General features: G+C 74.1%; 21 protein-coding genes. 5 read left to right on the forward strand and 16 right to left on the reverse strand.

Translation table 11 applies throughout. The annotated features are described in order from the left end of the window. Positions 1–17 precede the first annotated feature (17 nt). The 11 genes from ACERUJ_RS15260 to ACERUJ_RS15310 form a co-directional block, all read right to left on the reverse strand. On the reverse strand, positions 18–1,961 hold the full coding sequence (locus tag ACERUJ_RS15260; protein ID WP_370249598.1) for a hypothetical protein: 1,944 nt from the start codon (positions 1,959–1,961) through the stop codon (positions 18–20). Positions 1,962–1,984: 23 nt separating this feature from the next. Beyond that, on the reverse strand, positions 1,985–3,340 hold the full coding sequence (locus ACERUJ_RS15265) for a hypothetical protein (protein WP_370249599.1): 1,356 nt from the start codon (positions 3,338–3,340) through the stop codon (positions 1,985–1,987). Positions 3,341–3,475: 135 nt separating this feature from the next. Beyond that, positions 3,476–5,218 (reverse strand): hypothetical protein, encoded by a 1,743-nt coding sequence (locus ACERUJ_RS15270; protein ID WP_370249600.1) that lies wholly within the window; start codon positions 5,216–5,218, stop codon positions 3,476–3,478. A 147-nt stretch (positions 5,219–5,365) separates the two neighbouring features. Continuing rightward, positions 5,366–7,021, reverse strand: a complete 1,656-nt coding sequence (locus tag ACERUJ_RS15275) for an MXAN_6640 family putative metalloprotease (protein ID WP_370249601.1) — start codon at positions 7,019–7,021, stop codon at positions 5,366–5,368. Positions 7,022–7,401: 380 nt separating this feature from the next. Then, entirely contained in the window at positions 7,402–8,358 is a 957-nt protein-coding gene (locus tag ACERUJ_RS15280) for a DUF389 domain-containing protein (protein WP_370249602.1), read from the reverse strand. Between the two features lie 27 nt (positions 8,359–8,385). Further along, positions 8,386–9,270, reverse strand: a complete 885-nt coding sequence (locus ACERUJ_RS15285; RefSeq protein ID WP_370249605.1) for an esterase/lipase family protein — start codon at positions 9,268–9,270, stop codon at positions 8,386–8,388. A 63-nt stretch (positions 9,271–9,333) separates the two neighbouring features. Then, entirely contained in the window at positions 9,334–11,091 is a 1,758-nt protein-coding gene (locus tag ACERUJ_RS15290) for a VanW family protein (RefSeq protein WP_370249607.1), read from the reverse strand. Between the two features lie 26 nt (positions 11,092–11,117). Beyond that, the gene (locus tag ACERUJ_RS15295; protein ID WP_370249608.1) at positions 11,118–11,489 is read right to left on the reverse strand and encodes a DUF6113 family protein; all 372 of its coding nucleotides are present in this window, start codon (positions 11,487–11,489) and stop codon (positions 11,118–11,120) included. Between the two features lie 37 nt (positions 11,490–11,526). Beyond that, complete coding sequence (gene mshB / locus ACERUJ_RS15300; RefSeq protein ID WP_370249610.1) at positions 11,527–12,444, reverse strand: N-acetyl-1-D-myo-inositol-2-amino-2-deoxy-alpha-D-glucopyranoside deacetylase; 918 nt, start codon at positions 12,442–12,444, stop codon at positions 11,527–11,529. Between the two features lie 10 nt (positions 12,445–12,454). Beyond that, positions 12,455–12,778: a hypothetical protein gene (locus ACERUJ_RS15305; RefSeq protein WP_370249611.1), complete on the reverse strand. Its 324-nt coding sequence runs from the start codon at positions 12,776–12,778 to the stop codon at positions 12,455–12,457. After that, positions 12,775–13,191 carry a (deoxy)nucleoside triphosphate pyrophosphohydrolase gene (locus ACERUJ_RS15310; protein ID WP_370249612.1) on the reverse strand — a complete coding sequence of 139 codons (417 nt, stop codon included), beginning with the start codon at positions 13,189–13,191 and terminating at the stop codon, positions 12,775–12,777. Before ACERUJ_RS15310 ends, ACERUJ_RS15305 begins: the two co-directional genes overlap by 4 nt. A 28-nt stretch (positions 13,192–13,219) precedes the next feature. Between ACERUJ_RS15310 and ACERUJ_RS15315 the strand changes: the two genes are divergently transcribed. Further along, on the forward strand, positions 13,220–14,254 hold the full coding sequence (locus ACERUJ_RS15315) for a hypothetical protein (RefSeq protein WP_370249614.1): 1,035 nt from the start codon (positions 13,220–13,222) through the stop codon (positions 14,252–14,254). Between the two features lie 54 nt (positions 14,255–14,308). Here ACERUJ_RS15315 and ACERUJ_RS15320 read toward each other — a convergent pair whose 3' ends face one another. Next, a complete protein-coding gene (locus tag ACERUJ_RS15320) occupies positions 14,309–15,133 on the reverse strand; it encodes a thioesterase family protein (protein WP_370249616.1) in 825 nt (274 codons plus the stop codon). Between the two features lie 18 nt (positions 15,134–15,151). On the opposite strand from ACERUJ_RS15320, the gene ACERUJ_RS15325 reads away from it, so the two are divergent. Beyond that, entirely contained in the window at positions 15,152–15,529 is a 378-nt protein-coding gene (locus ACERUJ_RS15325; protein ID WP_370249617.1) for a YidH family protein, read from the forward strand. A gap of 21 nt (positions 15,530–15,550) precedes the next feature. On the opposite strand, the gene ACERUJ_RS15330 is transcribed toward ACERUJ_RS15325, so the two are convergent. Next, positions 15,551–16,606, reverse strand: coding sequence for a hypothetical protein (locus tag ACERUJ_RS15330; protein WP_370249618.1), 1,056 nt, complete (start codon positions 16,604–16,606; stop codon positions 15,551–15,553). Then, on the reverse strand, positions 16,603–17,184 hold the full coding sequence (locus ACERUJ_RS15335; protein WP_370249619.1) for a SigE family RNA polymerase sigma factor: 582 nt from the start codon (positions 17,182–17,184) through the stop codon (positions 16,603–16,605). The genes ACERUJ_RS15330 and ACERUJ_RS15335 overlap by 4 nt, the downstream gene beginning before the upstream one ends. A 107-nt stretch (positions 17,185–17,291) precedes the next feature. Between ACERUJ_RS15335 and ACERUJ_RS15340 the strand changes: the two genes are divergently transcribed. Next, positions 17,292–17,750 (forward strand): nuclear transport factor 2 family protein, encoded by a 459-nt coding sequence (locus tag ACERUJ_RS15340; RefSeq protein WP_370249621.1) that lies wholly within the window; start codon positions 17,292–17,294, stop codon positions 17,748–17,750. A gap of 76 nt (positions 17,751–17,826) precedes the next feature. Here the strand turns inward: ACERUJ_RS15340 and ACERUJ_RS15345 are convergent, their stop codons facing one another. Together ACERUJ_RS15345 and ACERUJ_RS15350 are read right to left on the reverse strand one after the other, a co-directional pair. After that, positions 17,827–18,915 carry a TerC/Alx family metal homeostasis membrane protein gene (locus ACERUJ_RS15345; RefSeq protein WP_370249622.1) on the reverse strand — a complete coding sequence of 363 codons (1,089 nt, stop codon included), beginning with the start codon at positions 18,913–18,915 and terminating at the stop codon, positions 17,827–17,829. 210 nt (positions 18,916–19,125) lie between these two features. Further along, positions 19,126–21,243 carry a DEAD/DEAH box helicase gene (locus ACERUJ_RS15350; protein ID WP_370249623.1) on the reverse strand — a complete coding sequence of 706 codons (2,118 nt, stop codon included), beginning with the start codon at positions 21,241–21,243 and terminating at the stop codon, positions 19,126–19,128. A 225-nt stretch (positions 21,244–21,468) separates the two neighbouring features. On the opposite strand from ACERUJ_RS15350, the gene ACERUJ_RS15355 reads away from it, so the two are divergent. Then, complete coding sequence (locus ACERUJ_RS15355; protein ID WP_370249624.1) at positions 21,469–22,158, forward strand: class I SAM-dependent methyltransferase; 690 nt, start codon at positions 21,469–21,471, stop codon at positions 22,156–22,158. Positions 22,159–22,359: 201 nt separating this feature from the next. Further along, positions 22,360–24,495, forward strand: a complete 2,136-nt coding sequence (locus ACERUJ_RS15360) for a histidine kinase dimerization/phospho-acceptor domain-containing protein (protein ID WP_370249625.1) — start codon at positions 22,360–22,362, stop codon at positions 24,493–24,495.

Below are 24,495 nucleotides of genomic sequence, written 5' to 3' on the forward strand. Positions count from 1 at the left end.
GCCACGGGCCGGGGTCGCTAGGCCTTCTTGACGACGAACTTGCGCACGGCCGGGCTCTTGTCGACGTTGCCCGCCTGGTCCACCGCCACGGCGGTGAGCGTGTGGTTGCCCGGCTTGAGGCCGGTCAGCTTCACACTCTTCGGGCAGGTCTTCAACGCGGCCGAGTCCAGCTTGCAGCGGTACGAGGCGACGTCCTTGTCCGGACTGCCGAGGGTGAAGGTCACGGTGGTGCCCTTCACGACCTGGCCGTCCTTGCCGCTGATGGTGGTGCTCGGCGGCGTGGTGTCCGGCGCCGTGGTGACCGACCAGGTGTAGCTGGCCGGCGTGGCATCGGTCAGCCCGCCCTTCGCCGCGCGCACCGTGAAGGTGTGCGACCCCACGGCCAGCGCCGGGTACGACGTCGGCGAGGTGCAGGCGGTGAACGCACCGGAGTCGAGCTTGCACTCGAAGGTGGCGCCCGCCTGGTCGGCGGCGAAGGCGAAGGTCGCCGACGTGGCCGACGACGACGCCGCCGGCTTCTGGGTGATCGTGGTGTCGGGCGCCACCGGCGGGGCCGTCACGGTCCACGACGCCGACGCCGGGGTCGGGTCGGTCACGCCGTCGGCGATCGCCCGCACCCGGAAGGTGTGGTCCCCGACCGTCAGGCCGGTGAGCTGGCGGGGGCTCGTGCAGGCCACGAACGGCGTGTCGTCCAGCGAGCACTCGAAACTCGCCCCCTGCCGGCCGGAGGTGAACGCCACCTCGGCCGTCGTCGCCGTCGTCGAGCCCGAGGGCCCCGACGTGATGGTGGTGTCGGGAGCGGGCGGCGGGGCCGTCACCGTCCACGACGCCGACGCCGGGCTGGCGTCGGTCACGCCGTCGGCGACCGCGCGCACCCGGAAGGTGTGCGGTCCGACCGCCAGGCCGCTCAGCTGCCGCGGGCTCGTGCAGGCCACGAACGGCGCGTCGTCCAGCGAGCACTCGAAGCTCGCCCCCTGCCGGTCGGAGGAGAAGGAGACCGACGCCGTGGTGGCCGCGCTGGAGCCCGACGGTCCCGAGGTGATCGTGGTGTCGGGGGCCGGCGGCGGATTCGCGGTCCACTCCCAGAACGCGGGGGTCCAGTCGTAGCCGTTGGCGTTGCGCGCCCGGGCCTCGAAGTGGTGCGGACCCGCGCTCAAGCCCGTCACGGTGTGGGGGGAGGTGCAGGCGGTGAAGGGCGCGTTATCCAGGGAGCACTCGAAGGTGGCGCCCGTGAGGTCGCTCGCGAGCACGAAGGTGGCCGCGCCGGAGGCCGACGGGTTCGGGGGGTAGCCGGTCAACGACGTGTCCGGGATCGGCGGGGCGTTCGAGACGCTCCAGGTGTACTCCAGCTTCGGACCCACCTGACCCTTGGGGCTGGTGCCCTGGACGTCGAAGGTGTGCACGCCGTTGGCCACGTTCGACCAGATGGTGCCGACGTCGTTGCACGGGAGCGGCCGGAAGTCGACGCGGCAGGCGTAGGTGGAGCCGTCCTGGTCGCTGGTGTACCGGAAGCCGGAGGAGTAGGGGGTGAGGCCGGCGAAGGACGCCGTCTGCTGCTGGTCCGGCTTCTGGGTGAGGGTCACGATCGGCGGCAGGTCGACCTCGACGATCTGGGTGAAGAACGCCGTCTTGCCCTCGTTCTGACCGTAGATGTCGAAGCGGTAGCGGCCACCGCGCGGCGTCTCGGCGAAGAAGTAGCCCGAGGCGCAGGGCACGATCTCGTTCTGGAACGCGCACTGCCACACCACGGGGCCGGCGGCGTCGAAGCTCCAGGTCAGCCCGCGGGTCCGGTGGTCGTCGTTCGGCTTGATGGCGAAGAAGATCTCGAAGCTCTCGGCGTGCGCCGCGGGCGCGACGAGCACCTGCGAGCCGAGGAGGCTGGTGAGGCCCGCGATCATCGCCAACAGGACGCGTGAAACGCGTCGTCGTGGCCCGCGGGTCGGGCGGGGGGAGGTGGTCATCGGGGTCCCTTCGGTCGAGCGGGTCACTTCGTCGTCACCGTGAAGGTGCGGACCGCGGGGGTGCGGTCGGTGTTGCCGGCGCGGTCCACGGCCACGGCGCGCAGCGTGTGCTTGCCGACCTTGAGGCCGGACAGCACGGTGCGCGCCGTGCAGGCCTTGAACGCCGCGCCGTCGAGGCTGCAGCGGTAGGACGCGACGTCGGCGTCGGGGCTGGAGAGGGTGAACGTGGCCTTGGCGCCCTTGCGGACCTTGGTCGGTCCGGCGATGCGGGTGTCGGGCGCGGTGGTGTCGGGCGGCGTGGTCGAGATGATCGTCCAGGTGTAGGTCGCGGGCGTCTCGTCGGCGCCGGTCGCGTTCACCGCGCGCACCCGGAAGGTGTGCTCCCCCACCGTCAGGTCGGCGTAGGCCTTCGGCGAGGTGCAGGCGGCGTAGGTGCCACCGTCCAGCGAGCACTCGAAGGTGGCGGTCGCATCCGTGCTGGAGAAGGTGAACGACGCCGTACGCGCGGTGGTGTTGTTCAGCGGGCCGGAGCCGATGGTGGTGGTCGGGGGGCCGGCGCCGATCAGGGTCCAGGACAGGGTGTCGGGCGTGGCGTCGGTGAGCCCACCGGAGGACGCGCGGACGGCGAAGGTGTGCTGCCCCGGGGCGAGCCCGGTGTACGTCGTCGGCGAGGTGCACGCCGTGAACGGCGCGCTGTCCAGGGAGCACTCGAAGGTGGCGTCGGCGCGGTCGGAGGAGAACAGGAAGATCTCGGTGGTCGAGGTGCTCGGTGAGGCGGGGCCGGAGTTGATGGTCGTGGTCGGCGGGCCGAGCACCTCCCAGGTCCGCTCGACGGGGGTGCCGCGCTGGGCTCCGATGGCGACGACCTCGAAGCTGTGGCCGCCGATGCCGACCGTGGTCGTGTACGGGGAGGTGCAGTCGAACTCGGCGCCGCCGTCGAGTCGGCAGCGGAACACCGCGTCGGGCTCGTCGCTGAGGAACTCGAAGGTCGCCTCGGTGGCCGTCGTGGTGGCGGGCGGGGCGGTCTTCACCGTCACGGTCGGCGGCAGGTCGACGGTCCAGATGTAGGGCTCGGGCGTGGGGTCGGTGACGCCGTCCACGATCGCCCGCACCAGGAACGTGTGCTCGCCGTCGGCCAGGTCCCCCACCCGGTGCGGGGAGTCGCAGGGCGCGTACGCGCCGCCGTCGAGGGCGCACTCGAAGGTCGCGCCGGGGCTGTCCGGCACGGCCTCGAAGTCGAAGGTCGCGGTGCCGGTGCGCTCGCCCGTCGCCGGGCCCATCAGGATCCGAGTGTCGGGCTCGCCGGCCGCCTGGGCGGGCACCGCGAGCGCGAGCGGGGCGAGCAGGCCGGCGAGGGCCCACGGGAGGGAGCGGCGCATCGGGGAGGGTCCTTCGAGGGAGGGGAGGGTGGGGCTCGGGTGGGGGAAACCTGTGTGGCGGCATCGGCCGGACGGGGGAGCGTCCGGACCGATGCCGCCGTTCAGGGGGTGCTGCTCAGGTCGGTCGGGACCGACTCAGCGCACCATGGTGAAGAAGCCGCGCGCCGGGCTCGGGTCGCGGTTGCCGACCAGGTCGACCGCCCGCACCTCGAGCTCGTGCACGCCCGGCGTGATGCCCGTGAGCCGCAGGTCAGCCTTGGCGCCGCGCTTGAGCGGCAGCTGCTGGCTGCACTTCGTCCACTTCCCGCCGTCCAGGCGGCACTCGAAGAAGTCGCCGTCGTTGGCCGGGGTCATCAGCGTGCCGGTCACGACGCCGCCCTTGAAGGTGCGCCCGCGCACGTCGATCAACCGGCTCTCCGGCGGGTCGACGTCCACGACGATCTTGCGCACCGCGGGGGTCGGGTCCTGGACGCCGTCGAACACGGCGACCGCGCGCAGCGTGTGCTTGCCGGGCTTCATGTTCTTGAACACCGTGCCCCGCGCCTTGCAGGGCTCGAGCGGCGCCTTGTCGAGCGCGCAGAGGAACGTCGCGTCGGGGGTGCCCGGGCTGGAGAAGACCGGGCGGATGGTGTCGGTCTGGAACACCCGGCCGCCGAGGCCCGTGATGCGGGTGCGGGGGCCCTCCGCCGGCGGCTGGTCACCGGTGATGGTCCAGGTGTACGTGGCCGGCGTCGGGTCGGTGCCGCTGGCGTTGAACGCCGCCGCGTGGAAGGTGTAGGTGCCCGGCTCCAGGTCGAAGTAGTAGGCGGCCTGGAAGCACTGCGTGGTCGGGTCCTCGTCGTCGAGCCAGCAGTAGAACGTGTTGGTGCCGCCGGGCAGCGACGCGAGCCCGAAGTACGCCTCGGTCTCACTCGTCACCTGGGTGGGCGCCTCGGTGATGATCGTGTCCGGCGCGCCGGACTGCTGCTGCTCGGTGATCGTCCAGTCGTAGGTGTCGGGGGTGGGGTCGGTGAGGTCGCTCGCCGTGGCCCGCACCGCGAACGAGTGGTCACCGAGGCCCAGGTTGCTGTAGCTCTTGGGCGAGGTGCAGGACTCGAAGGGGCCCTCGTCGAGGGAGCACTCGAACGTCGAGCCGAAGGCGGAGGACTCGAAGGAGAAGCTCGCCGAGGTCGCGGTCGTCGACAGCACGGGGCCCTGCGTGATCGTGGTGTCCGGGGCACTGGCGGAGGTGAAGATCTGCTGCGCCGGGGTCTGGTCGGTCACACCGTTGCGGGTGGCCCGCACGAAGAAGGTGTGCAGCCCGTTCGAGATCCCGGTGAGGGTGGCCGGGGAGGTGCACGGCGCCCAGTCGGCGGAGTCGATCCGGCACTCGAAGGTGGCGTCGTTCACCTGGCTGCCGCCGACGGTGTCGGTGGCGATGAAGCTCCAGGTACCCGAGCCCGCGACCGGCGAGTCCACGAGGCCGGTGAGGATCGTGTTCGGCTCCGGCGCGGACGACGTCGAGGTCCACTGGTAGAAGGCGGCCGGGCCCCGCTCGCCCTCCGAGCCCACCGATCGCACGTAGAACGTGTGCGACCCGGCGGGCACGTTCGTGAACGTCTTCGGGCTCTGGCACGTCGCGTACGTCGGCACGGTCGCCGGGGCAGTGACGTACCCGCACTCGAGGAACTCGGAGTTGTCGTCGTCGACGGAGAACGTGAAGCTCGGGCTGCCCGTCGTCTCGGGCGAGGCGGGGCCTTCACTGATGAAGGGCTCCACGGTCGGGGTCGCGGCCGTGGCCGGGCCGGCGGGCAGCGCCAGGCTCAGGCCCAGCGCCAGCGGCGCGGCGGCCAGGAGCGCGCCGAGCCGGGCTCGGCGGGAGGGGGACGGGTGTCGCATCAGGTGCCTTTCGTCGGGCGGAACTGCGGATTCGTCGGGGACGGTCCGCCGGCGGAGCGACGGACGGTGGGGCGGGGTGGTGCGGTTCCGGGTGCGGGGATCGGGAGCCCGCACCCGGCAGGGAGGGGATCGGAGGGTCGCGGTGCGTCAGCGGGCCCGGTAGGCCTGCACGGTGAGGGCGGCGCTCAGACCGTCGTCGGCCATCGTGCGGCCGCACGAGAAGTCACCGCTGCTCGAGCCCAACCGGGTGCTGGCGTTGACCAGGGTCACCTCGTAGTAGCGCACCGACTTGAGGCTGAACGGGAAGTTCGGCGAAGCGTCGCCGGCCGCGTTCAGCGACAGCGCCCGCACCGTCGGGGTGCCGACCTTGGGGTAGGTGGTCAGCACCGCGCGGGAGCCGCGTGCCGTGGGCTGCATGTTGATCGTGAGCCGCACCCGGTCCTTGGCGTTGGTGAAGCCCTGGGGCGTGATGCGGTAGGTGGCGCTGGTGAGGTGGTTCATCCGGCGGGTCGGCACGACGCGCTTGGGCGTACGGGCCGAGAGGATCGCGTTGCCCGCCAGGGGCGCGGCCGGGTAGGAGAGCGCCGCGCCTTCGGCGAACGTCGCCGTGGGCCGCCGGGCGGCCGCCGAGAAGAGCGCGAACTGGGTCGGCAGGTCGGTCCCGACCTCGCCCAGCGCGGTCTGGATCGCGGGCAGCGAGCAGGCGTTGGACTCACCCACCCGGCCGCTGCCCTCCTCGAAGATCCGCCGCACCAGGTCGGGCAGCGTGCCGGTGCGCGCGGTGTACTTCTCGGTGAGGTAGCGGAAGAAGATCCACTGGCCGTAGTGGAACACCCCCGGCTCGCCGAACCGGTCCAGCTGCAGCTCGGGCTTGGCCAGGATGCTGTTCTCGAGGTACTGACGGTTGTCGTTGACGTCGTCGTAGACCTCGTCCTCCACCCAGGCCGCGGTGGCCTCGAGCAGCCAGGAGTCCTCGGCGACGTCGTAGGCGTACTGCACGGCGTGGAAGTACTCGTGCGCGGCCGTCACCTGCAGGTTGCCGAGCGGGGTGTTGGAGGGGAACTCGTCGGAGGAGAAGTCGTTGTCGACCGCGCAGTAGGCCCAGCGGTCGAAGCCGGAGCGGTCGGGCTCGTCGGTGGTGCAGTAGCCGTAGACGCCGCCGCTGCCCGTGTTGCCGAGGTAGACGTCGATCAGGTCGCTGCCGCCCAGCCCGTCGTCGGGGAGCGAGGGCCGGTACCCGGCGTCGGTGTAGGTGCGGTGCACGTCGCTGAAGGTGCTCAGCGCGGAGTCGACGTAGTCGGGCACCTCGTTGTTGTCGGTGTCGGTGGGGTCCACCGCGTCCTCGGTGGAGGTGACGTAGTGGATGCAGACGACGTCGCTGCACACCGGCGTCGCCTCAGCCGTGGTGTAGGTGAGGAAGCCGTCGCCGTTGGCCGACGTCGGGCGGCGCAGCAGCGCGTCCGCCCGCTCCCGCTCCTCGCCCTCCAGCGCACTGCGGGTGGCGGCCACCTGCCGCAGGACCATCGTGGCGTTGCGCCCGCCGCGGGCGAGCGCGGCCGCGGCGGCACGGGCCGAGACGGGCCGCACGAGTCGCTCGGCCCGGGCGAGGGCCGCACGGGCCTCGGCCACGGTGGGAGCCGGGCGGGCGGACCCGGCGACCGGACGCGGTGCCCCGGCCTCCCCGGCCCCGGCGGCGTCGGCCGAGCCGGCCAGCGCGGGCAGGCCCAGGGAGAGCGCCATCGCTGCGGTCGCGGCCGCGACGGTGGCGCGGCCGCCGCGGATGCGGATGCTCGGGCTGGTCATGGTGGTCACCTCTCGCTCGGTTCATGCTCCGGACGGCGGCCCCGACCAAGGGGCGGCGGCGATGGACCACGGCACTCCGTTGGGGGACACGTGTCTGCACGTCTCGCCCCCGGCCGAGTCCAGGGGGAGCGACCGACCCGGCCCTCGAATGAGACCAGCCCGTCCGGACCGGATCAACGCGCCCGCGCCGTTTGCGCCGCCGATGGGACGGTCTCCCACCGCTTTCAGCGCCTTTACGCAGGGAACACTGAACGATCGATCAGTGCAGGGTCACCCCACGGCCCCGGCCGGGTGCGCGACCCTGCGTCGATGGCGGGACAAGACGGCGACAGGACACCGACAAGGAAACGACAAGACGGCTGCTCAGCCCGCATCCAGGCTCAGTGGTCGTGACCGAACAGCCGCGAGGACCGCTCGGCCAGCCACGGCCACCAGAACCGGACGACGAGGAGCACGACCACCCCGGAGACCACCATGCCAGCGACGTTGAGCCCGAGCTGTCCCAGGGACCCGTTGATCTCGTCGACGTCGGCGATGGCGATGCCGAGGGCGAGGTTGCCGGCGGCCGGAACGGTCGTCACGGAGATGAACACCCCGACCAGGGCGTTGGCGCGGTCCAGGGCCAGCGCCAGCGCACCCGCGGCCCCGGCGAGCACCGCGACGACGAAGGACCAGATGTCGGGGTGCCAGATGAAGCCGGTGTTGGGGCGCGGTGCGAGCACGTCGGCCGCCGTGAGGATGCCCGCCCCCCGCGCGAGCAGGGCGAGCAGGGTGACCGCGGCGACCGCGACGGTGAAGGAGAGCAGCAGCAGGCGGGCCGCCCGACCGACCAGTCGCGGACGCCGCAGCACCAGGCCCGCGCTGAGCGCCGCGATGGCCCCGAACTCCGGCCCCACCACCATCGCTCCGACCACGAGCACCGCGGAGTCGGTGACCACGGCGATGGCGGCCAGCGCCACCGCGATCAGCAGGAACGCGTGGTAGCTGATCGTCGGCACCGCCGCACTCTCGGCGTCGCTGATCACCGCCTCCCAGATCACCGCGTCGTCGGGGTGGCCCGGCGCGAGGCGCTCCAGGCGCTCCGCCTCCCTGAAGGGCGTCCCCTGCGGGCGCAGCACCACGATGCCGCCCTCCTCGCTCACCCCGATCCCGTGCAGGTGGTCGAGGAGATCGGCGGCGCGCTCGCGGGCGACGTCGACCTCCACCAGGTCGCCGACCGGCTTGAGCGAGGCGCCCCGGCTCACGGTGACGTTGGTGGTGTAGGGATGCTCGACCAGCAGCCGCTCGACGTCGCCGACGAGCGCGGTGGGCACGGTGAGCCGCAGGTGGGTCAGCACGTGCGCAGACTAGTGGCGGCAGCGGAGTCAGAAGCAGCGGGGACGGAACCCGGCCGGCACCGGCCCCGGGGTGGCCAGCGCCTTGAGCGCGAGCGAGATGGTCGGGGTCGCGAGCGGGATCAGCAGGTGCTCGGCGAGCTCGGTCGGGCAGAGCCGCTGCAGGGTGAGGTTGCGCGTGTTGGCGCCGCCGGCGAGGTACCCGGAGGTGTGCGGCACCACGACCTCGTCGTAGCGGGTGGTGATCTGGGTGTAGCTGACGTCGCCGGGGGTCTCGTCGCCCGCGTTGAGCCGCTTCAGCAGCGCCGCGTCGCTGCCCTGCTGCACGCAGGCGGGGCAGATCGGGGCCAGCAGCGGGGTGAGCGGGCTGGCCGAGCCGGTGAGCAGGGTGCCGTGGTTGGACGGCGCGATCCCGATGAGGTCGTCCACGAACGCGGTGCCGCCGAGGAACTTCAGGTACCAGCGCGGCATCATGCCGCCCTGGGAGTGCCCGATCAGCGACACCTTCGCCGCTCCCGTGGCGGTGCGGACCCGGGCGACGTAGGCCTTGAGCTGGCGGGCCGAGGCCACGACGTCCTCCAGCCCGCGGTTGCCGTAGTCGAGGGAGAACACGCAGTACCCGGCGTCGACCAGCGCGAGCTGCAGCCGCTCCAGCAGGTGGCGGCGGTCGCCGATCGTGCCGTGCACGGTGATGACCGGTACGGGGCGCGCCGGCGACGGCGTGCAGGTCCAGTCGTTCACGCCCGGCACGTCGCCCTCGGGGGCGGTGGGCAGCGGCGGGAGGATCCCCCGCTCGGCGGCCCGGGCGGCGGCGGTGGCTCCCGACGCCCCGGCCGGGGCGGTCGGGGCCGTGAGGACCACGAGTCCGCACAGCAGGGCGAGCAGGGCAAGGAGAGGTCGGCCGGGCGGGCGCATGCGCCGACCTTAAGCGACGCAGGTCACATCGTCACCCGACGTCCAGCCCTGCCGACGGCGCGCTCAGCCCTCGTCGAGGGAGCCCGGCGGCCGACAGATCACGGTGTCGCTGGCGATGTAGTCGGTGTGGAAGACCTCGCGCCTGACGATCTCGTCGTCGCCGGGGCGCCGGAAGATCCGGGTGACGTCGACCTGGAAGCCGGAGTATCCCGCGTTGGGGTAGCAGTCGGGGGTGTCGAGCACCCGCCGGGCCGGCGCGACGTAGGCGTAGCGGTCGGAGGTGACGCTCTCGACGTCCCACACCTTGGTGCCGTACATCCGCACCGTCAGCACTCCCTGCGAGGACGGTGTGCTGGGCCGGAGCTCGGTGTCGATGAGCACGCCGTGCCCCGAGTCGTTGCGGAAGCGCAGGTCGACCGTGGGCCAGGCGACGGTGGCCTCGCGGCCCACCGGGTAGCGGTCGATGTAGAAGGAGTGCGGCTTGTGCTCGACGTCCTCCAGGCCGGCGAAGAACGCCGCGTTGAAGGTGGTGGTGGCCATCTGCGAGACCCCGCCGCCGAGGTCGGTGGCGAAGATGCCGTTGCTGATGATGAAGCCCTCGGTGAACCCGTTCTCGCGGGTGCGCTCCCCCACGATCTTGTTGAGGGAGAAGACGTCGCCGGGCATGAGCAGGGTGCCGTCGACGATCTCGGCCGCGCGGCCGATGTTGACGTTGCGGTACTCGGCGTAGGGGAAGTAGGTCGTGAACTCGGAGATCTTCTCCTTCACCCCGAGCTCGCGGGCCTCGCGGGTGGTGAACTCCGGCTGCGTGGCGGTGCCGTCCACCACGCCGAACCGCTCGCCCTCGGGCGCCGCCAGCAGCGCGAGGAAGGTGTCGACGACGTCCTCGGTCTCGTACGTGAGTCCCGGCTTGGCCGGCACGACCCGGGGGCGTCCGTCGCGCAGCTCGATGGTGGCGTCCACCGGAGCGCCGTCACCGGCCGAGGCGGCCTCGACCAGCGCGAGCAGCCGCGCCTCCTTCACCCCGGGCACCAGCGCGCCGTCGACGGGGGTGAGGCGCAGCGCGTCGGCGTAGTCGCGCGGCTCCAGGGTGATCCGCGCGCTGCCGAAGCGCAGCGTCACCGGCGAGGCCAGGGCGGGGTTGGCGAACCCGGTGACGGCGGCGTCGACCTCGGCCTGGTCGATGTCGGGCTCGAGGTCGGTGAGGGTGAGGGTGGCGGTGTCGCCGGCGAGGGCGGCCGCGACGATCGCGTCGGCGGCGCCCTCGGGGTCGATCCCCCGCCCGACGACGGCGTCGGTGACCACGACCCGGCCGTCGCGGAAGGACACCGCACCGTCGACCGCCGGGGTGCCGAGGTCGGCGCCGAGGCCCTCGAGCGCGGCGCCGAGCTGCTCCTCGTCCACGGTCACGACGGGGTCGAGGTCCTCACCGCCGGTGAAGTGGTCCCACAGGTGACCCGGGCTCCAGGAGCGCTCGGCGTCGGCGGCGGCCGCGGCCAGGGTCGCGTCGTAGTCGAAGGAGATGCCGGCCTCGGCGGGCACGATCTCACCGGCGGCGTCGGAGGCGGTGCTGCCGGAGTTGTCGGTGACCACCGGCACGGAGCGCTCGAGCACCGGACCGAGCTCGGCGGCCACCCGCCCGCGGGCCTGCGCGGGCGTGCGGCCGCCCACCTCGACGTCGGCGACCGTGGTGCCGCGGGGCAGCTTGTCGGCCGCGGCGGCGTAGGCCGCGGCGTACCCACCGCCCGCGAGCAGCGCCAGGACCAGGACCACGGCGACGACCGCGAGGCCGCCGCTCCTCTCCCGCGCAGGCTTGCTCACGGGCGCATCCTAAGTGCTCGGTGGCGCTAGGCCTGATCGGATACCGATCCGGCGTCGGTCCGGGGCGCCCGGCGCCCGCGCACCGGCAGCGTGACGACGGCGTACAGCACCAGCCCCAGGGTGAGGGCGAGCAGGACGTAGCTGCGCCAGGCCTGTCCGATGAGGTAGTCGCCCTCGGGCCGCTGCTGCAGGGCCAGCATCACGACCACGACCCAGCCCGCCGCGAACGCGAGCCGCCGGTGCCAGCCGGCCCCGAGCGCCACCGCGGTGCTCGGGGCGGCGAGCAGGAGCAGCAGCAGCGCCGGGAGGCGGGTGTGGGAGACCACCCCGGCCCCACCGACCACCGCGCCGAGCAGGGCGCAGCCCACGGCGCTGGCCAGCAGGAGCAGCAGACGCACGGGGTCTCCCGGATGAGGGCGGATCGGGCGGTGCGGGTCAGAGGCCGGCGAACAGGTCGGTCTCGAGGCCGTCGGGGCCCACCGGACCCGGGGTGCCGACCGCGAGCCGGTAGAACTCGACGCCGAGCGCGGTGGACCCCAGGTTGTTGGAGAGCGCGAAGAACGGCCCGTCGGTGGTGATCTGCGTGGCGTGGGCGGCGAGCGCGGCCAGCTTGGCGGGCAGGAAGTCCTGGGCGTCGACGGCGGCGGTGAGGTTCTCGTCCTCGGTGATGAACGGCGGCAGCGGGCCGTCGGGGTCCATCCCGTTGAAGCTGGTGGTGTCGCCGGCCTCGCGCAGCGCCCGCAGGCCTTCGCGCATCCGGGTGGCCGACATCGCGCCCCAGTAGATCTTCGAGATCGTCCAGGCCTCGCCGAGGTCGCGCCGGAACGAGGCGACGCCGGCCAGCTGGGCGGCGTACATCGCGACCCGGTGGGCCTGGATGTGGTCGGGGTGGCCGTAGCCGCCGAAGTCGTCGTAGGTGACCATCACCTGCGGGCGCACCTCGCGGATCACGCTCACCAGCTCGGCGGCCGCGACGGTGAGGTCGGCCAGCCAGAACGCCGTGGGCGGCACGTCCTCGGCCACCGTGGCGAACCCCTCGGGGTGCCAGGCCATGCCGGAGTCGTGGAAGCGGCCGAAGCCGCCGAGGAAGCGGTGGTCGGTGATGCCGAGCTCGGCCATCGCGGCCGCGAGCTCGCCGCGGCGGTGCTCGCCGAGCCCGCCCTGCTGGTCGAAGGCCAGGTGGGCCAGCTCGGGCACGAGCACCTCGCCCATCTCGCCCGCGGTGCAGGTGACCAGCGTGACCCCGCGGCCCTCGGCGGCGTACTTGGCCATCGTGGCGCCCTGACCGATCGACTCGTCGTCGGGGTGGGCGTGGACGAGCAGCAGGCGCTGCGCGGGGAGTTCGGCGCTCATGCCCTCTAGCCTAGGGCGCGCCACCGACGTCCGAGGGGGGCGGTCGGTGGTGCCGCTTCGGGGCGGCCGGGAGCCGCAGGGGCGCGGTCGGGGGCGGCTCGGGCACGTCGAGCCAGCCGTCGTGGTCCTCCAGGGCCAGCTCGAGCACGAAGGTGGGGGCGTCGGTGAGCACCGCCCAGGGCTGGTCCTCGTCGTCGTCCTCACCGGCGAAGCGGGCCCGCTCGACCCGGGCGTCGAACCCGTCGCGGCGCAGCCGGGCGGCCACGGCGTGGGCGTCGTCCTCCTCGAAGAGCAGGCCACGGGCTGTCGGGGCGGGCGGCACGGGGTCCCTCACCCCTCCAGGGTGGCACGGACGTGGGGCAGGAAGGGCCGGTCGGGCTCGAGCCAGTCGACGTCGTGCAGCTCCGCCGGCGCCAGCCACCGCAGCCGGTCGTGGCTGCTCGGCCGGGCGGCGACGGCGGCGAGCCGCACCGGCGCGGCCCACAGCTCGTGGTGCTCCCCGACGGGCACCCGCGGCGCCCACCACGGCCCGACGGCGTCGGGCGGCACGCGCAGCCCCAGCTCCTCCCCCAGCTCGCGCACCAGCGCGGCCACCGGGTCCTCCCCCGGCTCCACCTTGCCGCCGGGCAGCTCCCAGCGGCCCGCCGCCGCGGGCGGCGACGTGCGACGGCACGCCAGCACCCGGCCGCCGCGGATCAGCGCGGCCGCCACGACCACCCGGCGGCGCGACGGGACCTCGGGTGTCATGGGCCGAGCGTAGGGGCACCATGGCGGGGTGAGCGCCACCTCCCCGCCGCCCGACCGGCCCCGGCTCGGACTGGTCCCCGCCACCGACCTGCGCCCCGCGCGCGACGCCGTCCTCGGGGCGCTGCAGGCGTCCGGCGGCACCCCGACGGCCCTGGGCGAGGTGGCCGCCGACGCCCGGCGCCGGCTGCGCGAGACCGCCGCCCCCGGCACCGCGGTGGCGCGCGGGTGGCGGGTGGACGGCCGCGACCAGGTGGACCTGCGGTGGTGGCCGCAGGGGGTCGTCGGACTCCCCGGGGCCCCGCACCTGATGCTGATGTCCTGGTACGCCAAGAAGCTGCCGTGGGACCGGGCGGGGCACGGCGCACGGGTGAGCGTGCTCGACCTGCGGGCGCGCCGCTACCGCCACGTGCTGCTGGTCGAGCCCGACGCCGCCGGCGGGTTCGCCCCGCTGCCGGTGCACGCCGGCGGCCTGGCGGTGGCCGGGGGGTTCCTCCACGTGGCCGCCACCGGCGGTGGGCTGTGGGCCGCCCGCCTCGACGACGTCGTCCGGCTCGGGTCGCGCGACACCGTCACCCGGCGCACCGCGCTGGGCTACCGCCACGTGCTGCCGGTGCAGCGGCGCTTCGCCACCCCCGCCGACACCCCGGGCGGCCGGTTCCGGTTCTCCTTCGTGACCACCGCCGACGACATGCTGCTGGCCGCGGAATACACGAACTCCCCCACGGCCACGAAACGGATCGCGGCGTTCCCCCTCGTGACGTCCGGACCCGACGCCGGCCTGCCGGCACCGGCGCCCGCCACGCTGCTCGGCGACGGCGTGCTGCGGATGCAGGGGATCGAACGCCTCACGCCCGCCGCCGGCCCCGACGCCGGCCCGTACCTGCTCTCGGTCTCGCAGGGCCGCACCACCCGCGGCTCGGTGGTGCGCGGCCGTCCGGGGGCGTGGACCGAGGAGCGTCACGCCCTGCCGATGGGGTGCGAGGACCTCACCCGCCACGACGACGCCCTGTGGACCGTGTCCGAGCACCCCGGCGTGCGCTGGCTGGCCCGCCTCACCCCCTGACCCGCGCGGGAGGGCGCCCGGCGGGGGGCGTCGTACCGGGGGACCCGGCGAGCGTCAGCCGCGGGGGAGGCGGGCCAGCTGGCGGCCCTGGGCCACCAGACGACCGGCCTCGTCCCAGACCTCGCAGTCCTCCTCGAACAGGCCGCCGGCGATGTTGCGGGTGGCGTGGCGGATCCGTAGCCACCCGGGGACGGGGATCGCGCGCAGGTGGGCGGTGAGCTCGAGGGTGGGGGCCCAGCCGAGCGTGCCGAAGGTGAAGGTCACCGGCGGGAGCGCGTCGACGGCGAGCAGCAGGGCGAGCGGGTCGGGCTCGCGCTCGCCCTCCAGCCGGAACCACGCCGACAGCTCGCCGCTGTGGTTCGGCTCCCCCACCGCCCAGCCGACGTGCTCGGGGTGGAAGAGCATCGCGAAGCGCTGCATGAGCGGCGCGACCTCGCGCAGCTCCGCGGGAGCCGCGGTGTTGGCCACGCAGCGCTCGCGCGGCGGCAGGTCGAACGGGGTCGCGGTGGTGCGCACGTCGTCGGCGTCGCGGGCGAGGTCGCCCAGGCTGGCGGTGCCGGCCACGCGGACGTCGTCGCCCTGGCGCAGCAGCACCTGCGCGGAGGCCACGCGGCCGCCGTCGCGCAGCGGCACCACCTCGAGGGTGGCGGGGCCCTCGGTGGCGGCCGAGACGTAGTGGACGCTGGTGGCCAGCGCGTGCGGCTTGCCCGGGAATGCCTCGCCCAGCGCCCGGCCCAGGGTGGCCAGGAGGTAGCCGCCGTTGAGCCCGCCGAGCACGCTCCACCCGCCGTCGAGCTCGGCGCGCCAGGTGGTGGCGTCGAGCCGGGTGACGGCGGTGTCGTGGTCGAATCGGGACGGTCCGGCGGGGTGCGTGCTCACGCGTGGGACGCTAGCGCGGTGACCGAGCCCGCTCCCGACGCGTCCGGCGGGGCCCGCTTCCCCGAGTACCCGCTCACCCCCGGGGATCCCGACCCGCGCTACTCCCTGGCCAACGAGCGCACCTACCTGGCCTGGGTCCGCACCGTGCTGGCCGCGATGGCGGGCGCCGTCGCCCTGCACAGTCTCGCGCTGCCCGAGGCCGACACGGTGCGACGCATCGTGGTCGTGCTCCTCGTGGTGGGCTCGGCCGTGGCGATGCTCGGCGCCCAGCGGCGCTGGCGACGCGTGGAGGAGGCGATCCGCGCCAACCGGCCGGTGCCCGCCTCCCCCATGCTCGCGCCCGTCACCCTCGCCGTCGTGATCATGGCCGGGGTGCTCCTCGTCGCCCTCTGGTGACGGGCCGACGGGAGGCTCGGACTACTCCACCTCGATGACCGCCGGCTCCTCCGCCGAACCGGGAGAGGCCGGCGAGCCCCCGCTCGTGGCACCGCTGGTGGCACCGGGGTCCTCGACATCCCCGTCGACCACGGTGCCGTCGCTGCTCACCGTCCCGTTCGGGTCGGACAGGTCCGGCGGGGGCTCGGTGGTCACGGCCACGGCGTCGCCGTCGAGGAGCACGCTGCCCGGGGTCGGGTCGACGGTCAGCACCCGGCGGTCGGCGCCGTCGGGACCGGTCACCTCACCGAGGACGAGTCCGGCCGCCGCGAGCTGATCGGTGTAGGTGGCGAGCGTGCCGTCGCCGCCGCCCTCGAGATCATTGGTGAACGGGACGGTGGCCTGGTCCTCCCCCAGCGCGACGATGCCGGCGAGCAGGTCCTCCACGTGCTGCTCGCTGATCGAGGAACTGACCTTGAACCCCACGCCCTGGTCGGGAAAGTAGACCTGGGTGCTGGTGACCGTCGGGCTCTCGACCGCCGCCGGCTCGTCGGGGCCGCCCGCCTTGCCCATCGAGGACGACATGGTCGGGGACAGCAGTGCGTCCAGGCCGGCGATCGTGGTCGGCGTCCAGTCCTGCGTCACCTCCGGCGGCTGCGCCGACTGCACCTCCACGGCGTCGGTGTCGGCGGGGAAGGGCACGAACATCATGCAGACCGGCCCCTGGTCCACCACCACCGTGGTGGCGGTGGGCTGGCCGCAGGTGACCTCGTTGGTGGGCCACTCCTGCGGCACCGCGATGGCGACGCCGTTGAGCCCCACCAGCCGCATGCCGTCGGGGGCGACGACGACGTCGCCCGGCTCGTCGCGGCCGGCGACGGGCGCCGGCGCGGCGTCGTCGCCGGGGGCCAGGACCGTGACGCCGACCCCCACCAGGGCGATCGCCGCCACGCCGCCCGCGCCCGCCAGCAGCCGCTGCCGGCGCCGCGCGCGGGCGGCGCCGTGGCGGATGTCGCCCAGCGGCGGCGGTCCGACGGGCAGGTGGTCGACGCCGGTGCTGAGCCGGTCGGTGATGCGGTGCTCGAACTCGGTGCTCATCGGTGCTCCTCCGCGTCGGCGGGATCGGTCGGGGTCTCGGGGGTGTCGCTCAGATGGGGGGCGAGGTCGCGCAGCGCCCGGGAGAGCCGGCTCTTGACGGTGCCGGGGGCCACGCCGAGGGCCACGGCCATCTGCTGCTCGGTGAGGTGGGCGTAGTAGCGCAGCACGACCGCGGTGCGGGCGTCGCCGCCGAGCTGCGCCAGGGCGCGCACCACCCGGTCGCGCTCGTCCACCGCGGCGGTGGCGTCGCCGGGCGCGGCCGCGTCGGGCAGCACCTCGGTGGGGCGCTCACCGGTCCAGCGACGTCGCCGGCCGTCGGTGAAGGTGTTCACCACGACGCGGTAGACGTAGGCGTCGCGGTCGTCGGCCCGCTGCACCTGCCGCCACTTCACCAGGCAGCGGGTGAGCGCGGTCTGCACCACGTCCTCCGCCTCGTGCGGGGTGCAGCCGAGCAGGACCGCGGCCCGCACGAGCCGGGCCCAGCGGGTGGCCACGAAGTCGCTGAACTCGACGTCGTCGCGCCGCCGACCGGCCGGCTCGGGGACGAGGGCGTCGCCGGGAGCGCCGGGATGCGTCATGGGAAGGACCTCCATACCCGTGCGACGCGCGAGGGGGCGCCTGCGGTTCCCTCCCCGCGGTCCGGGGCGGTTCCCTGCGCCCGGGGACACGTGTCATCGTGCCCTGCATGACCTGCCCCGGGTGCGCGGACCACCACGCCGTCGAGGACCTGCTCCACGACTACGCCGACGCCGTGGACGCCGGCGACTTCGCCCGGGTGGGCGCCCTGTTCGCCCGGGGTCGGCTGTTCCCGCTACCGGGGTCGGCGTACGTCGTCGAGGGGGCCGACGCCGTGACGGCGCTCTACACCGCCACCACCCGGGTGCATCCCGACACCGGCACCCCCGGCACCCAGCACCTCGTGGGCAACGTGCGGGTGCGTGTGGACGCCGCGGCGGGCACCGCGACGGCGTCCTCGCGCTTCCAGGTGACCCAGGCCCGCCCCGACCTGCCGCTGCAGGTGATCGCGACCGGCCGCTACGCCGACACCTTCACCCGCCACGACGACGGCTGGTGGTTCACCACCCGCACCATCGACCTGCAGCACACCGGCGACCTGTCCCAGCACCTGCTGGTCGAGGTCTGACCCGGGAACGACCCGAATGCGTCCGGCCCCGCCTCCCGGGATCGGGGGACGGGGCCGGACGTCGGGGTGCGCGGGGTCAGCGCGGGGCCGACTCCTCCTCGGGAGCGGGCTCCTCGTCGGCCGGAGCCGTGAGCGCCGCGGCGGCGGCCTGCTCCTGCTTGCGGACCGCGATGAGGCTGCTGATGGTGGTCAGTGCCAGCACGCCGATGACGACCGACAGCGAGGCGACGTTGCTGATCTCCGGCACGTCGGGGTTCTGCAGGTGGCCCCAGTGGAGCACCAGCTTGACGCCGATGAATCCCAGGATGATCGACAGGCCGTAGGACAGGTGCACGAGCTTGGCCAGCAGGCCCTGGATCACGAAGTACAGCGCCCGCAGGCCCAGCAGCGCGAAGGCGTTGGTCGCGAAGACGAGGTAGGGGTCGCTGGTGATGCCGTAGACCGCCGGCACGGAGTCGACGGCGAACACGATGTCGGTCATGAAGACGGCGACCACGACCAGCGCGAGGGGCGTGAGCGCGCGCACGCCGTTCTCGCGCACGATCATCTTGGCGCCGCGGTAGTCGGAGGTGACCGGCATCAGCTTGCGCATCAGCTGCACCGAGCGGATGTCGTCGGGGTTCTTCTCGTGCTCCTCCTCCCCCGACAGCGCGTCCTTGAGCAGCTTGGCGGCGGTGAGCAGCAGCACCGCACCGAAGATGAGGAACACGAAGTTGAACCGCGCGAGCGCGGCCGCGCCGAGTGCGATGAAGATGCCGCGCAGCACGAGCGCGCCGATGATGCCGTAGAGCAGCACCCGCTGCTGGAGCGCGGCCGGCACGGCGAACGCGCTGAGCAGGAGCATGAAGACGAACAGGTTGTCGACGCTCAGGCTCTTCTCGACGATGTAGCCGGTGTAGTAGTTCACCCCGCTCTCGCTGCCGTGGGCGCTGAGCACGTAGACGCCGAAGGCCAGCGGCAGGGCGATGTAGAAGGTCGACCACAGCGCGGCCTCCTTCATCGACACCTCGTGCGGCTTGCGCGTGGCGATGAAGTCGAAGATCAGCAGCGCGACGACCGCCGCGATGGTGACCCCCCACAGGGTGGGCGTGCCGATCGAGTCGATCGCGGAGTCGGAGGTCTCGACCGCCAGGGGCGAGAGGACCGACGGGACGGATGTGAGCACTGATGTCTCCCCAAGCTGCAGCTTGAGGTCTCCCTCACCGAGCCCCCGCGCCCCACGGCACGAGGTCGGCCTCCACCCGGGAGACCGATGGCGATCTCGTACTGACCGGGGAAGAGTCTCGAGGTACTCCCCTCCCGACTGAACATAGCAACCGTTCCCAACTGCACAAGGGCGAGCGGTGCCCGCCCCTGCCGGTCCGTGGGGCGGGGCTCAGCGGTCGCGTTCGGCCAGGGCGTCGGTGAGCAGCGCGACCAGCGCCTCGAGCTGGATGTCCACCGAGGAGCCGATCTCCTCGTCCGAGCCGTCCAGCGCCCGGGCGGCGAGGCCGGCCTTGGAGTCGATCAGCTCGGCCACCCGGGTGTCGATGGTCTGGGCGGCGATGATCCGCCACGCCGTCACCGGCGTCTCCTGACCGATGCGGTGCACCCGGTCGATGGCCTGGGTCTGCTCGGCGTCGGTCCAGGACAGCTCGGCGAGCACGACGTTGGAGGCCACCTGGAGGTTCAGCCCGACGCCGGCGGCGGTGAGGGAGCAGACGATGACGGCGACGTCGGGGTCGTTGACGAACGCGTCGATCGCGGCGGTGCGGGCCTTGGCGGACTGGTTGCCGCGGATGGAGGTGTGGCGCAGGCCGCGCTTGTCGAGCAGCTCCTCGGCGGCGTCCATGACGTCGACGTGCTTGGCGAAGAACACGACCTTGCCGACGTTGCGGGCCAGCTGGGCGGCGTAGTCGGCGGCGAGCACCGCCTTGGCCTGCCCGATGCGCCGCATCATGCCGAACACGTTCTCCTCGCTGGAGGAGCTGGAGTCCTCGCGCTCCCAGGCCGCGACCTGGCGGACGAGGTCGTGGTCGATGCCGGCCACGACCGCGCCGGCGCGGCGGGTGGCCAGCGCCATGTCGTAGCGCTGCAGCAGGCGTCGGGCGAGCTCGCGCTCGGCATCGCGGATCGAGCGGCCCACCTCGCCGTCGAGCTCCACCGGGATGTCGGCGATGCGACGCGCGGGGATGTCGGCGGCGACGTCGACCTTGCGGCGCCGCACGATCCCCATGTCGATCACGGCCTGGCGGGCCGCGGGGTAGAAGAGTCGGTCGATCGGGGTGTGGCCGGCCTCCTCGAGGCGGTCCATCAGCGCCGGGCGCGGCTTCTTCTCGTCGATCCAGCCGAGGAACTGCCAGATCGCGCGGAAGTCCTCGATGTCGTTGATCAGCGGGGTGCCGGTGAGGGCGATCATCAGCGGGTTGCCGGTGCGCAGGCGGACCTGGTCGGCCAGGTGCAGCACGTGCTGGCTGCGCTGGGAGGTCTTGTTCTTGATGAAGTGGGCCTCGTCCACGACCATGCCGCGGAACCCGAAGTCGCCCAGCCAGCCGACGTGGCGGTCGAGGATCTCGTAGTTGATCACCACGATGTCGGCGTAGCCGTCGACGTCGTCGCCGTTGCCGTTCACGATCGTGGCGGTGCGCGTGGGGGTCCAGCGCTGCACCTCGCGCGCCCAGTTGGTCTTCACCACGTTGGGCACCACGACGAGCAGCGGGAACGCGTCGGCCGCCTGGGCGGCGAGCAGCGACTGGGCGGTCTTGCCGAGACCGGGCTCGTCGGCGAGGAGGAAGGTGCGGTGGCCGGCCTCGGCGGCACCCACCACCGCGGCCTGGTGCTTCATCAGCTCCAGCCCGATCGGCGCCCGCAGCGTGGAGCCCTCGGGCAGGGGCATGCAGGCGCCCGAGCCGTCGGCCGCGCGCTCGAAGGACTCCAGCAGCGGCTCGATGAGCTCCCACCCCGCCAGGCGGTGAGTGGTGGAGGTGCGCTTCTGGGTGAGGGAGAAGTCGGGGGCCATGAAGGGGTTGGCGAGGCGGCGGGAGAGCACCGAGCGCGGCACGACCTGCCGCTCCTGGGACGCCACGACCTCGGGGTCGGGGGTCTCCTCGGGCTCGTCCTCCACCGCCATGCCGGCGGCGCGCTGCATGTCGCGCATCAGGTCACGGGCCTCCCACGTGATCTCCGCGCCCTCGTCGAGCAGCGCCAGCAGGGTGCTGGCGCGCGCGCCGGTCTTGGCCAGGATCGTGCCGATGCCGTCGAGGCGCTTGAGCTCCTCGGCCCGCTGGCCCTCGCTCATCGCGGGGTCGACCTTCACCCGGGCCCGCTCCTCGCGCGCCAGCAGCGCCACGACCTGGAACTTGGTGCGGGTCAGGCCGGTGACCTTGCCGCGCTGCACGTCGTGCTCGACCTCGCGCACGGCGCGCGCGAGCTGGGGGATGATGCCCTCGTTGTCGAGCACACGACGACGCTGGGGGCCTTGGCTGCGCTGGGTGCGCTGGCCTCGTCGAGCCACGGATTGCCTCCTGGGGCGGCGAGCCGGCCTGCGGGGGCCGGGCGCCGGTGCGCGGCAGCGGATGCGCGCGGAACGGACGAACGGGATGGGGCGGGGACCGCAGGCCAGCCTGCTGGCGGGCCGCACCGGGTACGGGGGACCTCGGTGCCGGTCGCACCAGCGTAGCGCGCACCGCGCCCGGACGGGCCCGGTGGTCGCGACCTGACCCCACTACCCTGCTCGACCATGGGAACCACGCGCACACCGGCCGCGGCCTCGTGGTGGGAGCAGCGGATGGTGCCGCGCCTCACCGACGCCGCGCTCGGCCGAGCCCCGGTACGCACCTGGCGGCGGCGCACCGTCGCCGGGCTGCACGGCCGGGTGCTCGAGATCGGGTTCGGCTCCGGCCTCAACCTCGACCTGCTGCCCGCCGAGGTCACCGCGGTGGACGCCGTCGAACCGCTCGACGCCGGGTGGGCGGCCTCCGCACGGCGCCGCGCGGGCGCCGGGGTGCCGGTCACCCGGATCGGGCTCGACGGTCAGTCCCTGGACCTGCCCGACGCCGGGAGCGGCACGGGCGGCTACGACGCCGCGCTGTGCACCTTCAGCCTGTGCACGATCCCCGACCCGCTGCTCGCGCTGCGGGAGCTGCGCCGGGTGCTGCCCGCGGGCGCCGCGCGGCACCTGCTCGAGCACACCCGCAGCCCGTCGCCCCGGGTGCAGCGCTGGCAGCAGCGGGTGGAGCCTGCCCAGCGGGTGGTCTTCGGCGGCTGCCACCTCACCCGCGATCCGCTGGACCTGGCCCGCCGCGCCGGGTTCGAGGTGACCGACGCCGAGCACCACGTGCTCGCGGGCGGCCCCCTGACCCCCTGGACCCACCTCACCCGCGCGCGCGTCGTCGTCCCTCCCGCGACGGCCTCGGTTGTGGGAGCCTGAGACCCGTCTCCGCTCCGCCCCCTCCCCCTGATCTCGGGGAACGGAACCGTCACGATCCTGAACCGCTCACCCTCCTCCGCGCGTCCCTCCCCCGACGGACCACCGGACCGCAGGTCCGGGTCCCGGGCCGACGGGCCGCCTCGCGGCGCGCCCGCGACGGACCCGCCCCGCCCCGCCGCGCACCGCACGACCCGGTGGACGGTGGTCGTGCTGATGGCCGCGGCGCTGATCGGCGCCGGGTCGCTGCTGCCCTCGGACTCGGCCACCGGCTGGTCGGTGTACATCGTGGTGGTGCTGGGCTCACTGGGGCTGGCCGCCGTCGCCGCCGGTCGCGCCGCGCCCGGGGACCGCTGGCTGCCGGGCCTGCTGGCCGGCGCCCTCGGGGCTTACGCCGCCGGCGACGCCTGGTGGTTCGCGGCCACCTGGACCGGGCACGACGCCACCGCCTCCCCCGCCGACCTCGGCTACCTGCTCAGCTACGCGCTGCTGGCGACCGCGCTGCTCGGCGTGCTCGGGATCCTCGGCCCTCGGCGTGAGCCGGACCGCGGCCGTCGCCTCGACGTCGTGCTCGACGTGATCACGCTCGCGACGCTCGCGGCGGTGGGACTCGACGCCGGCGGCGCCCTCGACGCCCCCCGCTCCTCGGCCGCCGCGGAGGCGATCCTCACCCTCTACCCGCTCCTCGACGCCGTCCTGCTGGGTCTGGTGCTGCGGGTGCTGGTGGGGACCGGTCGTGACCAGCGCCGGCTGGTCCCGCTCGCCCTCGGCGTGGGCTGCTGGCTGGTGGGCGACGTCGCCTACCTCGCACTGCCCGGGGTCGCCGACCGCCAGACCGTCGACGCCCTGTGGATGGTGGGCTGCGTGGGGATCGCGTTCGCCTCCGTGCAGGTCGCGCACCACCCCGGCTCCGCCCGCGTGCCCGCGCGCCCGGAGATCTCGACCGGCGTCCGCCTCCTGACCGCCCTGCCGCCCCTGGCCGTGCCGCCGGCGCTGGTGATCGTCGTGGCCACCGGCGACGGCGGGGGTCTGGCCGGCCTGCACCTGCTACAGGTGAGCGTGGCCGCGGGCGTGCTCGTGACCGTCGGGGTGCTGCGCTACTGGCGCACCCTCCTGCTGGAGCGGTCCGCCCGGCGGGAGGCCGAGGCGGCGCTGCAGGTGCGCACCGACTTCCTCGCCACGATGAGCCACGAGCTGCGCACGCCCCTGCACGGGGTGCTGGGGCTCACCGAGATGCTGCTCACCGGCCCGTTGGAGGAGGAGCAGCGCGCCTACGCCGAGCGCACCCGCACCTCCGGCGCGCGCCTGCTCGACCTGCTGGAGGACCTGCTCGACGTCGCCGAGGAGCAGCCGGGTCCCGAGGCGGCGCCCTTCGACCCGGTCGCGATGGTGCGCGAGGTGGTGGAACGGCACGCCGACGTCGCCGCCGCGCGCGGCCTCGACCTCACCGTGTGCACCTCGGCCGTGCCCCCGGGCACCCGGGTGGTCAGCGACGCGCGCCGCTGGCGCCAGATCCTGCGCCACCTGCTCGAGAACGCCCTGCGCTTCACCGAGACCGGCGGCGTCCTCGTGCGGTTGCAGCTGCTCGTCGGCCTCGGGGACGACACCGACCCCGACCAGCCGTCGGGCACCCCCGGGTGGGTGCTGCGCCTGGAGGTGAGCGACACCGGCCCCGGCGTCGACCCCGCCGCGCTGGCCCACCTCGCCGCACCCTTCACCCAGGCGCGGCAGGGTGCCGACCGCCCGCACGACGGCGCCGGTCTCGGCCTGGCCGTCGTGCACCGCTTCCTCACCGACCTCGACGGCCGGCTCGACGTGCGCTCCGGCGAGCACGGCGCCGGCAGCGTGTTCCGCGCCGAGGCGCCCGTGGTCGTGCTGGCCGCGCCCGTGGACGACGTGCCGGCGCCGGAACCGGTGGCACCGACCCCGCCGCTGGTGCTCGTGGTCGACGACGACGAGGTGAACCGGCTCGTGGCCCTCGGCATGCTCCGGCGGCTCGGGGTGCGCGCGAGCGCGGTGGACGGCGGCGCGCAGGCGCTGGAGGCCCTCGCGCGGACGCCGGAGGGACCGATCGCCGCGGTGCTGCTGGACCTGCACATGCCCGACGTCGACGGCTACGACGTCGTGCGCGAGCACCGGCGTCGTGAGCAGGCGCTCGGCCTGCCCCCGGTGCCCATGCTCGCCATGACCGCCAGCACGGGCGCGCAGGAACGGGCCCGGGCCGAGGAGGCGGGACTGATCCCGTTCCTGGCCAAGCCGGTGGGGCTCGGCGCGCTCGCGGCCGCGCTCACCGAGGTCGGTGTCGCGGTGGCGCCCCCGCCCGCACCGCGGGCCGACTGA

It is taken from the genome of Nocardioides sp., assembly GCF_964228225.1.
Classification (GTDB): domain Bacteria; phylum Actinomycetota; class Actinomycetes; order Propionibacteriales; family Nocardioidaceae; genus Nocardioides.

Coding starts and splice junctions, on each gene's coding strand:
- ACERUJ_RS15330 (WP_370249618.1), bottom strand. CDS start 16,606: ATGAGCACCGAGTTCGAGCACCGCATCACCGACCGGCTCAGCACCGGC.
- mshB (WP_370249610.1), bottom strand. CDS start 12,444: ATGAGCGCCGAACTCCCCGCGCAGCGCCTGCTGCTCGTCCACGCCCAC.
- ACERUJ_RS15335 (WP_370249619.1), bottom strand. CDS start 17,184: ATGACGCATCCCGGCGCTCCCGGCGACGCCCTCGTCCCCGAGCCGGCC.
- ACERUJ_RS15285 (WP_370249605.1), bottom strand. CDS start 9,270: ATGCGCCCGCCCGGCCGACCTCTCCTTGCCCTGCTCGCCCTGCTGTGC.
- ACERUJ_RS15265 (WP_370249599.1), bottom strand. CDS start 3,340: ATGCGCCGCTCCCTCCCGTGGGCCCTCGCCGGCCTGCTCGCCCCGCTC.
- ACERUJ_RS15340 (WP_370249621.1), top strand. CDS start 17,292: ATGACCTGCCCCGGGTGCGCGGACCACCACGCCGTCGAGGACCTGCTC.
- ACERUJ_RS15260 (WP_370249598.1), bottom strand. CDS start 1,961: ATGACCACCTCCCCCCGCCCGACCCGCGGGCCACGACGACGCGTTTCA.
- ACERUJ_RS15275 (WP_370249601.1), bottom strand. CDS start 7,021: ATGACCAGCCCGAGCATCCGCATCCGCGGCGGCCGCGCCACCGTCGCG.
- ACERUJ_RS15355 (WP_370249624.1), top strand. CDS start 21,469: ATGGGAACCACGCGCACACCGGCCGCGGCCTCGTGGTGGGAGCAGCGG.
- ACERUJ_RS15270 (WP_370249600.1), bottom strand. CDS start 5,218: ATGCGACACCCGTCCCCCTCCCGCCGAGCCCGGCTCGGCGCGCTCCTG.
- ACERUJ_RS15310 (WP_370249612.1), bottom strand. CDS start 13,191: ATGACACCCGAGGTCCCGTCGCGCCGCCGGGTGGTCGTGGCGGCCGCG.